Source organism: Deinococcus deserti VCD115, assembly GCF_000020685.1.
GTDB lineage: Bacteria > Deinococcota > Deinococci > Deinococcales > Deinococcaceae > Deinococcus > Deinococcus deserti.
The window spans coordinates 183,786-197,083 of record NC_012526.1 but is presented as its reverse complement, the minus strand read 5'-3'; the positions used below and the strand labels follow the sequence as shown (position 1 = coordinate 197,083).

Here is a 13,298-nt window from a genome sequence, read left to right as displayed (position 1 = left end):
GCATGACTGTAAGAAACTCATGTGTACGCTCTGTGAACATCCGAAATTCTTAAGGAAGGATTAAAAAATTAGCCTGATTTTCCAATCAGTCCCACCGTGCGTTCGCAGCCCGAACAGCTATTGCCCCCAAAAGCAAAACCCTATCGAGCTTGCCTAACAGCTGTGGCAGACGACATGCAGCAAGCAGGTCGTCTGCCGCTTCAGGCCCTTATAGACCAGACGCTGCAGATGCCTCCAATCACCCCGATTCGTAGCGCGTTGTGGTGCGGCACACCAACCCATGGCAGCTCACAACGCTCATCTCCACTTCTCACATTTCTGCTCACAATGTGCTGCGAACTCCTTCATACCGCTTCAGTCAACCCACACAGATCAGCACCGCCGGGCCGGGGCAATTGGCAACATGGAACACAGGAATATGCAACTTCACTGGGCAGCGTGGGTCATGCAGGTGTGGGGGCTGTTCCTGCTCTTGTCCGGCATGCTTCTGACCAGCGTCTCCAGCCTGCCCAATACGTATATACGCAGCTCCCGCTTATGGGTGTGGTGTTGCCGACGGAATCCATAGAGGAGGCCGGCCCCGTTGCATCCGGCGCCGGCTTCATTCCTGACTGTGTTTACGTGCCTGATTTACCAGGCAGTGATGTACTTGTACAGCAGCACGTTGGGCGTGCCGGTGGGGTTGCTCTTGATCTTGCCCGTGCTGGCGGCGCCCGAGATGTAGCTCCATACCGAAGCCGATGAGATGTCACCGTAGCGGTGCTTGACCAGTGCACTTACGCCGGCCACGTGGGGGGAGGCCATGCTGGTGCCGCTGATGGTATTGGTCTCGGTGGTGCCGCTGCCGATCCAGGGGGCCTTGATGGCCACGCCCGGTGCGTACAGGTCAGTGCACTGACCGTAGTTGGAAAATGAGGCCCGCGTATCGGTCTTGTCCGAAGCGGCGGTCGTGGTGACGGCCGTGTTGTATCCGGCGCTGGCGGGCGATACGTTGCAGGCATCCTGGTTTTCGTTGCCGGCCGCGACCGCCACGAAGACCCCGGCATTGGACAGGTTGACCACAGCGTTATTCAGGGTGCTGGAGTAGCCGCCGCCCAGGCTCATGTTGGCCACGGCGGGTTTGATGTGGTTGGTCCGCACCCAGTCCACGGCAGCGATAATGCCCGAGGTGCTGCCGGACCCGTTGCAGTCCAGCACCTTCACGCCGCGCAGCAGGGCCTGCTTGGCCACCCCGTAGACCTTGCCGCCGACCGTGCCGCCCACGTGCGTGCCGTGGCCGTTACAGTCGTTGCCGTTGCCGCCAAACGCGTCGTACACGTTCTGCGCGCGGGTCTCGAAGTCGGCGTGCGCAGCGTCGAGGCCAGTGTCGATGATGTAGGCGCGCACGCCGCTGCCGGTGTAGGTGTAGCTGTATTTGCGGTCCAGGGGCAGATCACGCTGGTTGATCCGGTCCAGGCCCCAGGGGTCGCCGTTGGTGTCCATGGACTGCTCCACGGTGGCGGTGTACACCTGGTCAGGCTCGATGTAGGCGACGTCTGGGTGGTTTTTGAGGGCATTGAGCTGCCCTTCGCTCAGGCTGCCCGCGAATCCATTGACGATGCTGTACACGAACCTGGGCGTCACGCCAGCGGCGCGCGCCAGCCCACGGGGTTCGGCGCCCTCTTTCAGCACCACGATGTACTGACCGGGAATAATGTTCCGGGCAGCGCCAGCGACATTGGGCACCGCCTGCTCTCTCAGGGAACCCGAAGAGGACGCTGCGGCATTCTCGATCACCGTTTCAGTGTCGGTGTCGTTGGCTGTGCTACCCGGGGTGGTATTTCCGCAGGCCGCGAGGGTCAGAGCAAGGGTGAGGCCAACAGCAACTTTCATCATGTGCATGTGTCGTTTCTCCTGGAGGCAAGGGGCGAGCTGAATCAGGCAGCCGGAAATCCGCAGACAGGCAGGCTCAGAAGCCGCTGACGTTCAGGCGGCCGTTTGTAACGGTCTTGCCGTTCAGGCTGGTGGTGAACAGGGCGCTGCTCGTGATGGCGTCTCTGATTTGCCGAGCAGTGGCGCCGGCGTTGGTGCTGGCATACAGGGCTGCGCCGCCAGAGACATGTGGGGTGGCCATGCTGGTGCCGTTGTATGATCCGTAGGTGTTGGTCGGCAGGGTCGACATCACGGCCACGCCAGGCGCTCCGACATCCACTGTTTTGGCTCCGTAGTTGGAGAATCTGGCCAGCGCACCAGTCTTGTCGATGGCGGCTACGGCGATCACGCAGTCCCAGCCACGTGTGCCCGCGTTGGTGCACTCATAGTTGCTGGGGTAGGTGGCCGTGGTGTCGTTGTTGTCGCCTACGCCGTCACTGCCGCCGTTGCCGGCTGCGGCGATAAACAGGATGCCGGCGTCCCCACCGCGGTTGATCGCGTCGAGCAGGCCCTGCGAGAAGCCGCCCCCGCCCCAGGAGTTGCTGGTCGCCACGATGTTCAGGCCGTGGCGCTTCTTGAGGTCGGTGAAGTAGTCCACGGCCTTAATAGCGTCGGCCAGCGAGCCGCCGCGGGCCCCGAGGAACTTGCCGCTGATCATGGTGACGTTCCAGTTGACGCCCGCCACACCCTGACCGTTGCCGCCAATGCCCCCGATGGTGCCGGCGACGTGTGTGCCGTGCTCGTCGGTACCTTCACGCTTGTTGCCGTCAAAGATGGTGTTGTTTCCGTTGGCAAAGTCCCAGCCGCGGGTGTCGTCCACGTACCCGTTGCCGTCGTTGTCCACGCCATCTGCCGGATCAAAGGGGTTCACCCAGATGTTGTTTGCCAGGTCCGGGTGGGTGAACTGGATGCCCTCGTCAATCACACCGATGTACACGTCCTTGCTGCCGATGTGGTTATTCGCCCAGGCCTCGCCTGCCTGGCTTCCGAACTGGTTGGCCGGCGTGGTCGCGTCGCCGTGCATCCCCCACAGCGTGCCGTCGGTGTAGAACGGGTCATTGCTTGTTGCTGCGTGCGTGTAGATCCAGTTCGGCTCCGCAAAGCGCACGTTGGGGTTGCGGCTCAGGGCGCGCACCAAGGCGTCTACAGCCTGCCCGTTGGTGACCTGCATCCGGTAGAGGGGCGCCCCGTCCGTCACAGCAACCTGCTCGGCCACACGCAGCCCCTGGCGCTCAACGTCACGGACACCCTGGCTGCCAGCCCCACGGGTGAACTGCACCAGAATCTCTCCTGCCACGGCCGGGTGACTGGTGGAAGCCACCTGGGCCGATAGATCGGCATTGGTAGGCGAGGAATCCTGTCCGCAGGCGGCGAGTGTAGCGGTCAAAAGGAGGCCAGGAAGCAATAGGGCATGACGGGCAGGTTTTGCCATAAGTCTCCATGCAGGACACCCGTAATTTGACGTCTGAGTCGCCTCCAACGCCGGGTGTGCCTACGAAATTTGTGCTGCTTAGACATGCTGCCGGGTCATTGCCTGCACAACATTGAAAAACTTCACACTAAATCAGATTTCCTGGGCTGTGAAGAAAGTATGAAAAGCGGTTGGGAAAGCGACCAGCGCGGTGTCAAGGGCGCTGGGTGCCTGCCTGGAATATAAGAACAATCCAGCGTGCAAAGCTCTTGGAGTTCTCTGCAGCTCACATCTGCTTGAATCCGAGCCTCACGCGATGTAAAGACGACAGCCAAACTTGAGCGCCTGAAATCCGCTCTGCTTTCAGGAGCAGTTCCTGCGCCCCCTGTATTGGCTGGACGCCTCCGCTCGTAAAAATCAATGCAGGCCACCAAGCGACATGTCGCCCAGTCTGCTGACATGCCAGCCATGCTCTGTGACGACATGCCGGGAGCGTCCTGGAGTCATTTACTGCCGGTCTGCCGGTAAAGCCTGTCCAGCCTGCGTTCTGGACCGTGTCCTATACCCTCCGGGGGCAGTCCTGACCGAATCAGACGGCCAAGAGACCGCCTCTGCTTATGACACGCATGAAAAAATGTGCACTGCTATAGGTGCGGTGACAACCCACTGTGCATGGTTTCGTCACTCATCCCACTGCTGTGCGCCAGAAACAAAAAGAGACGGGTCGCCTGGACGTTCAGGTCCCCTTGCAGTCCCGCCGACCCACCACTGATCCTCCGTCTCAAACATCGGACCAGGCAGAGCATGACGCTCAGCCCGTGCGCCTCAGGCCCTCTCGGGTGCCAGACTTTCGCGAAGCCAGGCCTGAAATTCACTGCTGGCGCGGTCAAAGGGCAGCGCCACGATCTCCGGAACCTCGTAGGAATGCAGCTCTTTGATGCGCCGCTCCAGGTCCGGGTAGACATCGCCAGTCGTTTTGATGATCAGCAGGCTCTCCGGGTCCTCGGCAACATCGCCCTGCCAGCGGTAGATGCTCTGCACCCCGCCCACAATATTCACGCAGCCAGCCAACCGTTCGGAAACGAGGATCCGCGCGAGTTCATGGGCGCGTTCAGGGGGCACGGTAACCAGAACCACGAGTGACATAACACCCCCAGAATACGCTGGCTGAGCGCGCAACAGCTGCACGGTTACGTTTGTAAATGTTCCCACAACTACCTTCCAGTCCGGCTCACGCCGGGCTGGTGTTACGCTCCAGATATGCGGACCGCCGTCCTGATCGTCATTGTCGTGCTCCTGGGGCTGTTTGCGGTTTTGAACACCAACGCGCTGATGTTTCCCCACACCCTGAGCCTGGGGTTCGTGACCTACAGCGGTGTTCCGATGGGCCTGATTCTGCTGATCCTGGCCGTGGCTCTGGCCCTGCTGTTCTACTTCTGGGCAGGTCTGGCCAGCCTGCGTGCCCAGGCCGACAGCGCCAAGCTGCTGCGCGACATGGAAGCGCTGCGCAACAGTCTGGATTCGCAGGAGGGCAGCCGCTTTGCGCAGCTGCAGACTCACCTCGACAGCCGCATGGACGCCCTGGGAGACGGACGGGGACAGCAGGACCTGAGCGAAGTCAACGCCCGGATCGACGCCCTGCAACGCGACGTCACTCTGCAACTCGCGCAGCTGGACGATTATCTCAAACGTCGGCTGGGCTGACAGCACACCTTCCAGGCAGAAACCGGGGTGCCTCGTTGCAGGCGGCGCGGCCAGGAGAAGTCCGCGTCTGAACCCGGTGTAACCTGGAGCAGAAAGCGCGACTAGAATGCGTTCCTAAGGAGAGTCGAGTACATGGCCCTAGATCGTTTTTTCCGGCGGCGCCGGCCACAGCAACAGAGCGGCGCAGATCTGCCCGATTTGTGGACAAAATGCCCCAAGTGCAAAGAGGGGCTTTACAACCGTGAGCTGGACCAGAACGCCCACGTCTGCCCCAGGTGTGGGCACCACCTGCGTCTGGATGCACAGAAGCGTGTCGAGGTCCTGCTGGACGAGGGCAGTTTCGTCCAGCTCTCAGGCGCGGTGCATCCCACCGACCAGCTGGGCTTCGTGGATACCGAGGCCTACACCGACCGTCTGAAGCGTGCTCAGCGCAAGGCTGGCCGGCCCGACGCAATCCTGACCGGAACCGGTCGGATCGAGGGGCTGCCCGTCACGCTGGCCGTGATGGATTTCGCCTTTAGCGGGGGCAGCATGGGCAGTGTCGTCGGGGAAGAAATTGCCCGCGCTGCCGAACATGCCGCGGCGCATGACCTGCCGCTGATTATCGTGACGGCCAGTGGGGGCGCCCGCATGCAGGAAAGTGCGCTGTCACTGATGCAGATGGCCAAGACGACCGTGGCCCTCGAACGCCTGACCGAAAAGAATCTGCCCTACGTAAGTGTCCTGACCGACCCCACCACCGGGGGCGTGACCGCCAGCTTTGCCACTGTGGCCGATGTCATCGTGGCCGAGCCGGATGCGTTGATTGGCTTCGCCGGCCCGCGCGTGATTCAGCAGACCATCCGTCAGCACCTGCCCGAGGGCTTTCAGCGCGCTGAATTTCTGCTGACCCACGGCATGGTGGATGACGTGGTCGACCGCCGCGAGCACCGTGAATATCTGTCCCGGCTGCTGGGCCTGCTGATGCGCCGGCCTGCACAGACCCCTGATCTGGAAGTGCCTGCCCAGGAGGTGGGCGTATGACAGCCGACATCCTGCGTGAACTTGAAGCCCGCGTGCACGACCTGGAAGACACCGCCCGCCGCACCGGACAGAACCTCGACGCGGCCCTGAACCCCCTGCGCAGCGAGGTGCAGCGCCTGCGTGAGCAGAAGTCCCAGGTGATGGGGCGCTGGGAACGTGTGCAGCTGGCACGTGCCCCGGGCCGTCCCACCGCCCTGGACTACGTGGACCGGCTGTGCACCGAATTTACCGAACTTCACGGCGACCGCCGCTACGGCGACGATCCCGCGCTGATCGGTGGCCCGGCCCGCTGGCAGGGCGTTCCCGTGATGTTGCTGCTGCAGCAGAAGGGCCGCGATACCAAAAGCAAGATCAAGCGCCGTTTTGGCAGTGCCAACCCCGAGGGCTACCGCAAGGCCGTGCGGCTGATGGACATGGCGGACAAGTTCGGGCTTCCCCTGGTGTCCCTGGTCGACACCCAGGGTGCGTATCCGGGACTGGAAGCTGAGGAACGTGGTCAGGGCTGGGCCATTGCCGAAAGCATCCGCCGCATGCTGAACCTGCGGGTACCGGCCATCAGTGTGGTTATTGGCGAAGGCGGCTCCGGTGGGGCGCTGGCGGTCGGGGTAGGCAACCGCGTCCTGATTCAGGAAAATGCCTGGTATAGCGTGATCTCCCCCGAGGGTGCAGCCAGCATTATCTGGAAAGACGCCGCCAAGGCCCCGCTGGCCGCCGAGGCCCTCAAGCTGACAGCCCCAGACCTGCTGGAAATGCGCGTCGTGGAGGAAGTGATTCCCGAGCCTGCTGGCGGCGCACACCTGGACGCAGACGCCGCCGCCGCACGGGTCGGTGAAGCTGTCAGCCGTCACCTGCGTGAACTGGCGGCCCTGGACGCCGCCGCGCTGGTTCACCAGCGGCACGAGCGGTTCCGGGCCCTGGGTGCATTCACCGAGGTGTGAGCTCCCATTCACCCCTGCGGGTCCTGGCCCTGTGCCACGGGAACATCTGCCGCAGTCCGCTGGCTGAGGCACTGCTGCGCCGGGAACTGGCGGCTGCGGGTATACCGGCCGTGGTACAGAGCGCGGGCACGGCACCGTGGCACGCTGGCCGGCCTGCAGACCCCCGCAGCCGGGAGGTCGCGCGCCGCCATGGTCTGGACCTGGAGGGCCGGGCCCGTCAGCTGGATGTGGCGGATTTCTACGAGCAGGACCTGATCCTGGCCATGGACGCCATGAACCTCACTGATGCCCGCCGCCTGAGCCCGCCGAACGCAGAAGCCCGCATTTGTCTGATGCGTGACTTCGACCCGCAGGCGCCGGGCGCTGAGGTGCCTGACCCCTACAGCGCTGGCCCCGAAGGCTTCGAGGCGGTTTACCGCATGCTGGAACGCAGCGCCCGTACATTCGCCATGCAGGCCCGTGAAGGGCACCTGTGGGAAACAGGTGAGAACGGCGGGGTAGACTGAGGATTATGGACAACCGCACGAACCTCGACGACTACCTCGCGGGACTGGGCATCAGCGACGCGGACGAGAGCGCACCGCCGCCACCCGCGCCGGACGCCGCGCCCGCCGTGGCCCCCGCCCTGGGTGCCGCGCATGAGGATCCCCGTGTGGTTCTGGAACGCTTCCTGCGCGGTGTGATCGCGCGGATTGACCCGGAACTCAGCGTTACTGTCACCCAGGGTGAAGACGCCCTGGAAGCGGAAATCACCGGTGAGCATGCGGCCCGTCTGGCAGGCCGTGACGGGCGGACCCTGGGGGCCCTGGAAGTGCTGGCCTACACGGTACTGGCCAAGCTGGAAGGCCGCAGTGAACAGCGCGTCCGGATAGATGTCGGCGGTTACCGCAAGCGGCAGGCCGACACGCTGTCCAAGCTGGCCGAGCGGCTGGCAGTGCAGGTGGCCAAGAGCGGCGAGCCCCACGAGTTGCAGCCCATGCCTGCCGCCGAGCGACGCATCCTGCACATCACCCTGAAGGAACATCCCGACGTGATGACCGAGTCGGTCGGCGAAGGTGCCTCCCGGCGGCTGATCATCAAGCCGCGGCACGGCTAGACCTGCTGGCGGTACGGGGGGCCGGAGGTTTGTCCCTCCGGCCCCCCTCTTTATGACCTTGCGAACCCTGGGACAGTTGAGGTGAGATATGGCGACGGTGCGTGAATGGTTCCAGGCAGCGAGCCGGCGACTGGCAGAAGCCGGTGTGCCCTCCCCTGAGGTGGACGCCCGGGCCCTGCTGGAGCATGCCTTGGGGCTCTCCCCTACCGGTCTGCTGCTGAGGGGCCCTGAGCAGGTGTTGCCGGACGACGCGGCCCGGCTGAACGGGCTCCTGGAGAAACGTGCGGCACGCGTTCCCCTGCAGCACCTGCTGGGCGAAGTGGAATGGGGGGGTGTGCATCTGCGTAGCGACACGCGGGCTCTGATCCCCCGTCCCGAAACCGAGTGGCTGCTGCACCTGAGCCTACAGGACCTCTCTGCGGTTTCCCTTCCCCGCGTGCTGGACGTGGGCACCGGGAGCGGCGCACTGGCGCTGGGCCTGAAAGCAGCGCGCCCCGACGCTCAGGTATGGGCCACTGACATCAGCCCTGAGGCCCTGACCCTGGCGCAGGAGAATTCAGCCAGGAACGGCCTGGAAGTGACCTTCGTACAGGGCAGCCTGCTGGCCGGTCTGGCCGGGCCGTTTGACCTGATCGTCAGCAATCCGCCTTACCTGCCCGAAAGTGACCGCCTGGAAGCCGACCCGGAAGTAAAGCATGACCCCGCGCTGGCCCTGTATGCCGGCACAGATGGACTGGAGCTGGCCCGGCCACTGGCGGCCCAGGCGGCTGGAGCTCTGACCCCGGGTGCGCCGCTCTGGCTGGAACTTGACCCCCGCAACGCCACTGTTTTTGCGGCCGAATTGCGTTCCACCGGCTGGGACACCAGCGTGCATCCTGACCTGACCGGGCGGGAGCGGTTTGTCCGGGCCTCACCCGTCCGTGAGAGAATGCCGGGCGTATGACCGAACCGGTTGCCCGCCCTGCCCCCAAGAAAGCCCGCACCAAGATTCCAAAGACCATATGGGACCTGGTCTTCACCCTGCTGATCCCAATCCTGATTCTGACCCCCAACGTGCTGGGCGAGGGAATCGGGGTAGCGAGCCTGCTGGGCGGGGGCCAGACCGGCAATATCCGGGCCTACCTGCTGGCCGCACTGATCCCTGTGGTCTATGTGCTGTGGGACATCCTGAAAAATAAGAACGTCAGTCCGGTGGCGCTGTTCGGTGGAGCAGGCGCGATTGTGTCCGGCGCGCTGGCGTTCTGGTACGTGGACGGCTTCTGGTACGCCATCAAGGACAGCGCCCGGATGTACCTCACGGGGCTGCTGTTTCTGCTCAGTGCAGTGACCAGCGTGCCGCTGTTCCGGATCTTCCTGGACGCCACGACCATCGCGGAGAGTCCGGAGGACCGCGCCGCCACCCAGCAGGCCCTGCGCGACCCTGGCGTGCACCGCGGGCTGGTGCTGGGCACTGTGGTCTTTGCGGTGGTGGACCTGATCGGCGGGCTGATCAACAGCGTCGTGAACTATCAGCGTGTCGTGGCCCGGTTCGGCACCGACGAATTCAATGCCCAGATCGCGGAGGTCAACGCGATGATGCGTATCCCTGGCATGATCGTCAGTTTCCTCGGCGTCTTTGCAGCGATCTGGTTCGTGCAGCGGGCCGTCAAGGCCCGTTACGGTTCGGATGCCAGCATTTTCGAGCCGGCCAAGCTGGCCCAGAAGCAGCGGGAAGAGACTCCGTCTCTCAGTTCCTGACCCTGAGGCCACATGCTGTCCCGGAGTACCGGCAACCCGAGCAGATAAGGAAATTCATTTCACCAGAAGAGCAACATCAACCGTTCGGCTGAGTACAGTGCAAGAAGCCTCCCTGACAGGGAGGTTTCTTACGGTTGGGCACCTGAGTTCAGGCCGGCTCTGCACTTTCACCGGTGCGGGCGCGGCGTTTCTGGTAGGCGCCGGTCAGAAGTTCGGCGATGTATTCGCGGGTAAAGGGCATGCCACTGGCCTCGGCCGCCGAAATCTCCGAATCGCGGTCATAGGTCAGGCGCACGAAGGTCGCGCTGTGAGATGGATTGTCCCGCTGAAATTCCAGCAGCAGATAACAGGGCAGTGTGCTGTCCAGCGGGTTGCCGACGCTGCCGCAGTTGATCAGCGGCCGGCCCTCCACATCGAGCATCAGGGCCTCGTGTACATCAGCGTAGACCAGGGCGTCGGCATGCTCGCGCAGGCCGTACTGCGGATTGGGCCGGAAAGCGTCAAGCTGCTCAGCCAGACTGCTGTGCGGGTAAAGGCGGTGAAACAGCCCGTGACTGCTGGCGTGCACAAAGCGCCACCACGCGCCTCCGAACTGTTCTTCAATGCCGTAGGGCAACTCTTCGAGGTAGGTCAGCTGAGCGGCCGTGAGTTTGCTGCGGGGCCACAGGTCCTGCGGGCGGTGCGTGGCCCCAGCAACCCGGGCATCCCAGTTGCCCTGGATGACCCGCGTGGCATGTGCCTGCGTCCATTCCACGACTTCCTTTGGGCGGGGTCCTTTGCCCACCAGGTCGCCCAGGACCCAGATTTCCGTGACCCCGCGCCGCTGCAAATCGGCATGAACCGCGAGCGTTGCCGCCAGGTTGGCGTGCAGGTCCGCGAGAATGGCGAGGCGAATCATGAAGGAAGTCTAGCCCAGCCCCTCCCCTTCGCCCCCGGAACTTGAAATTCCCCTAAACCTCCCCTCAGCCGGAGAGAGGGCTGAGGGCCATCAGCATGCGCCAGGTAATCAGCGCGGCAGCGATCAGACCGGCCAGATTGACGGCCAGCGGCGTACGCCCGCCATGCGCATGACGTGCGCCGCTCCAGCCCAGCCGGAGGTTGACCAGGGCCAGCATCAGCAGCGCTGCGTCCAGGACGTCGATCTGGGTCTGTCCACCCAGGGTAATCAGATAGGAGACGCTGAACGTCAGCCCGACAAGCACAAAGGCGAGCAGCAGCTGTGGCAGATAGGGCGGCACACCCGCAGCAAAGCACGCCGCCGGCCTGCAGTTCAAGGGACGGCCGGACCTCAGCCCAGTTCGTGGTATTGCCCGCGGAAATACACCAGCGGATCGTCGTCGGTGTAGCGGCTGTACTCCACGAAGCCCAGGTACAGGGTGTGGTCGCCGGCTGGAATGACCTGATATTTACGGCATACCAGCTGTGCAATGGCGCCGCCGATCAGCGGCAGACCCTCGTGTTCGAACCACGAGACCTGCTCCTCGGCTCCCGGACGTCCGGCAAAGTGGTCGCTGAGAGGTGTCTGGCTGGCGCCCAGGATATTGACGCCAAAGTGCGTGATCCGGTCTTCGGACAGCAGCGCATGCATGTGGGCGCGGTTGTCCACGCTGACCAGAATCAGAGGCGGCGTCAGGCTGACCGACACAAACGCACTGGCGGTCATACCACGCCGTTGCTGGCCATCTTTGGCTGTAATCACTGTCACGCCGCTGGCAAAACGTCCCAGCGTCTGCCTGAATTCGAACGGAGGAATGCCGACATCTGGCGTGGTCATGCCTGGAGTCTACCTGCCCGCCTAAGACCTGAGGGTCTTCAGGGAGGAGTCGGAATCGTATCGGTATCGCGGACCGGCTCAGGCAGCGGGGCAGGCGCCTGAACCGGCATGGCCACCGGTTTGGGCAGCCGCACCAGCAGGTCCGGCAGCCGCACGACGCCGCGCGCAGGAACCGTGTCCACCCAGCGCTGTCCGCTGACCCGCACCTCATACCGGCCCGGTTCCAGGGTCAGGAAGCCGTAGTAACCGTTGCCGTCGGTCAGGCTCTGGGCAAGTTGCTTCCCGCCCTGCCACACGGTCACCTGGTGATGTCCCGGAACCGGCGTGCCGGTGATCCGGCCCATCAGACCACGTGAGGTCGGAGCCGTTTCATCCCAGCGGACCGGCGTGGCCAGCACACCTCCCGGCGCGGTCAGGACGGCGCGTACGGCCGTCAGCCCCTGCGCGGCGCTTTCTCTGGTATTGAACACATTCAGGGTTGGGGTGCGGTACGAGTAACCTACCCAGCCCAGACCAGCCTGCACGCTGCGCGCAGCCTGTGAGGCGGTGACCTCAGGCGTATTGAGGTACATGGCCGTGCCCGCAGCTACTCCGGAACTCTGGCCGTCCTGACGGGCGCGGACGCTGTGGGCGAAGGCATTCCAGCCGTCGAACCAGGCTGCCTGATCGTTGACGCCGTCGCGTTTGTAGTTCATCAGGACGTTCAGGTCGATCAAACCCTCGTTCATCCAGGTCAGCCAGTCCTGCATGACTTCCAGGTAGGTCCGGGTGCGGCGGAATCCGGCCCGGTCCCCTGGCACGGGAGGCCGCACGTAGGTGATGGTCGCCGCGCTGACCCAGGCACCCGGCTGGAGGGTTTTGACCTCCAGCGTAATGCGCCGCACCAGACCAGTGATCTGATCGCGCTTCCACTGCTGCCAGCGCGCGTCATTGCCCGCCGGAATGCCTTTGGCACCTGTCTCGGCGCGGTAGCGGGCCAGCACTTTCGGGTCATACCCCCAAGCGCCGCCGTCCGGGTAGCGGATGCGGTCAAGCTGCACGCCGTCCACCGGATAGTTCCTGACCAGGCTGACCACTCCGGCGGCCATATACTCGGCCGCCTCGGGAATGCCTGCGTCCAACCAGCCGTCCCGGCCTTCAAGCCAGCTGTTGTCGGGTCGCCGCGCCATCCAGGAGGCCTTGCCGCTTTGTGGACCATGCGCCCGGGTGACGTGCTTTGGGTTGCTGTTGGGCGCCGCGGTATTGGAGACCCCCGTCACGCTGGCCCAGGCGATGACCTTCAGCCCACGGGCATGGGCCAGTTCCGTGACCAGGGCCAGCGGATCAAAGTTCTTTTCCAGGTCCGCATCCGTGACCACCGGCAGGGAGCTTTTCAGGCACAGGCAGTCGCCCCGGCGGATGGCCTGGACAAACAGCGTGTTCACGCCCATCCTGACAGCGTCATCCACCGTCTGGCGAACCTGCGCGCGGGTTTTCAGGCCCGGGCCGAAGGCGTCCACCCACAGGCCACGCAGATCGGCACCGGGAGCCATTACAGCCGGTGCCGCTGGGGAAACGGGCGCCGGAGAGGCAGGGCCCTGTGCCTGTGCGGCACCTAGCATCAGAGACAGGGAAAATAACGCCGAGCGGCGGAAGAAGATGCTCATGGGGTCAGGCGGCAGGCTAGCGCACGCCCGTACCTGGCGGGTGAGGTCCCGGTTTGCG

14 protein-coding genes are annotated in these 13,298 nt (G+C 64.0%); 7 read left to right on the top strand and 7 right to left on the bottom strand.

What is annotated here, in order from left to right; translation table 11 throughout:
* Positions 1 to 630: 630 nt before the first annotated feature.
* The 3 genes from DEIDE_RS01010 to cutA all read right to left on the bottom strand — a co-directional run bounded on the left by DEIDE_RS01010 (position 631) and on the right by cutA (position 4,468).
* Positions 631 to 1,875 (bottom strand): S8 family peptidase, encoded by a 1,245-nt coding sequence (locus DEIDE_RS01010; protein ID WP_242402930.1) that lies wholly within the window; start codon positions 1,873 to 1,875, stop codon positions 631 to 633.
* A gap of 73 nt (positions 1,876 to 1,948) precedes the next feature.
* Positions 1,949 to 3,343: a S8 family peptidase gene (locus DEIDE_RS01005; protein ID WP_012692106.1), complete on the bottom strand. Its 1,395-nt coding sequence runs from the start codon at positions 3,341 to 3,343 to the stop codon at positions 1,949 to 1,951.
* Positions 3,344 to 4,147: 804 nt separating this feature from the next.
* Positions 4,148 to 4,468: a divalent-cation tolerance protein CutA gene (gene cutA / locus DEIDE_RS01000; protein ID WP_012692105.1), complete on the bottom strand. Its 321-nt coding sequence runs from the start codon at positions 4,466 to 4,468 to the stop codon at positions 4,148 to 4,150.
* 114 nt (positions 4,469 to 4,582) lie between these two features.
* On the opposite strand from cutA, the gene DEIDE_RS00995 reads away from it, so the two are divergent.
* The 7 genes from DEIDE_RS00995 to DEIDE_RS00965 all read left to right on the top strand — a co-directional run bounded on the left by DEIDE_RS00995 (position 4,583) and on the right by DEIDE_RS00965 (position 9,820).
* Entirely contained in the window at positions 4,583 to 5,026 is a 444-nt protein-coding gene (locus DEIDE_RS00995; RefSeq protein WP_012692104.1) for a hypothetical protein, read from the top strand.
* Positions 5,027 to 5,158: 132 nt separating this feature from the next.
* Positions 5,159 to 6,049 carry an acetyl-CoA carboxylase, carboxyltransferase subunit beta gene (gene accD, locus DEIDE_RS00990; protein WP_012692103.1) on the top strand — a complete coding sequence of 297 codons (891 nt, stop codon included), beginning with the start codon at positions 5,159 to 5,161 and terminating at the stop codon, positions 6,047 to 6,049.
* Complete coding sequence (locus DEIDE_RS00985; protein WP_012692102.1) at positions 6,046 to 6,987, top strand: acetyl-CoA carboxylase carboxyltransferase subunit alpha; 942 nt, start codon at positions 6,046 to 6,048, stop codon at positions 6,985 to 6,987. The genes accD and DEIDE_RS00985 overlap by 4 nt, the downstream gene beginning before the upstream one ends.
* Positions 6,984 to 7,493 (top strand): low molecular weight protein-tyrosine-phosphatase, encoded by a 510-nt coding sequence (locus DEIDE_RS00980; protein ID WP_012692101.1) that lies wholly within the window; start codon positions 6,984 to 6,986, stop codon positions 7,491 to 7,493. Before DEIDE_RS00985 ends, DEIDE_RS00980 begins: the two co-directional genes overlap by 4 nt.
* 5 nt (positions 7,494 to 7,498) lie before the next feature.
* Complete coding sequence (locus DEIDE_RS00975; protein WP_012692100.1) at positions 7,499 to 8,083, top strand: Jag family protein; 585 nt, start codon at positions 7,499 to 7,501, stop codon at positions 8,081 to 8,083.
* 88 nt (positions 8,084 to 8,171) lie between these two features.
* The gene (gene prmC, locus DEIDE_RS00970; protein ID WP_012692099.1) at positions 8,172 to 9,026 is read left to right on the top strand and encodes a peptide chain release factor N(5)-glutamine methyltransferase; all 855 of its coding nucleotides are present in this window, start codon (positions 8,172 to 8,174) and stop codon (positions 9,024 to 9,026) included.
* Positions 9,023 to 9,820: a VC0807 family protein gene (locus tag DEIDE_RS00965; RefSeq protein WP_012692098.1), complete on the top strand. Its 798-nt coding sequence runs from the start codon at positions 9,023 to 9,025 to the stop codon at positions 9,818 to 9,820. Before prmC ends, DEIDE_RS00965 begins: the two co-directional genes overlap by 4 nt.
* A gap of 148 nt (positions 9,821 to 9,968) precedes the next feature.
* On the opposite strand, the gene DEIDE_RS00960 is transcribed toward DEIDE_RS00965, so the two are convergent.
* The 4 genes from DEIDE_RS00960 to DEIDE_RS00945 all read right to left on the bottom strand — a co-directional run bounded on the left by DEIDE_RS00960 (position 9,969) and on the right by DEIDE_RS00945 (position 13,240).
* Complete coding sequence (locus tag DEIDE_RS00960; protein WP_012692097.1) at positions 9,969 to 10,718, bottom strand: metallophosphoesterase family protein; 750 nt, start codon at positions 10,716 to 10,718, stop codon at positions 9,969 to 9,971.
* A gap of 64 nt (positions 10,719 to 10,782) precedes the next feature.
* Positions 10,783 to 11,058 (bottom strand): hypothetical protein, encoded by a 276-nt coding sequence (locus DEIDE_RS00955; protein WP_041226966.1) that lies wholly within the window; start codon positions 11,056 to 11,058, stop codon positions 10,783 to 10,785.
* 50 nt (positions 11,059 to 11,108) lie between these two features.
* Positions 11,109 to 11,594: a flavin reductase family protein gene (locus tag DEIDE_RS00950; protein WP_012692095.1), complete on the bottom strand. Its 486-nt coding sequence runs from the start codon at positions 11,592 to 11,594 to the stop codon at positions 11,109 to 11,111.
* A gap of 38 nt (positions 11,595 to 11,632) precedes the next feature.
* On the bottom strand, positions 11,633 to 13,240 hold the full coding sequence (locus tag DEIDE_RS00945; protein WP_012692094.1) for a family 10 glycosylhydrolase: 1,608 nt from the start codon (positions 13,238 to 13,240) through the stop codon (positions 11,633 to 11,635).
* Between the last annotated feature and the right edge of the window lie 58 nt (positions 13,241 to 13,298).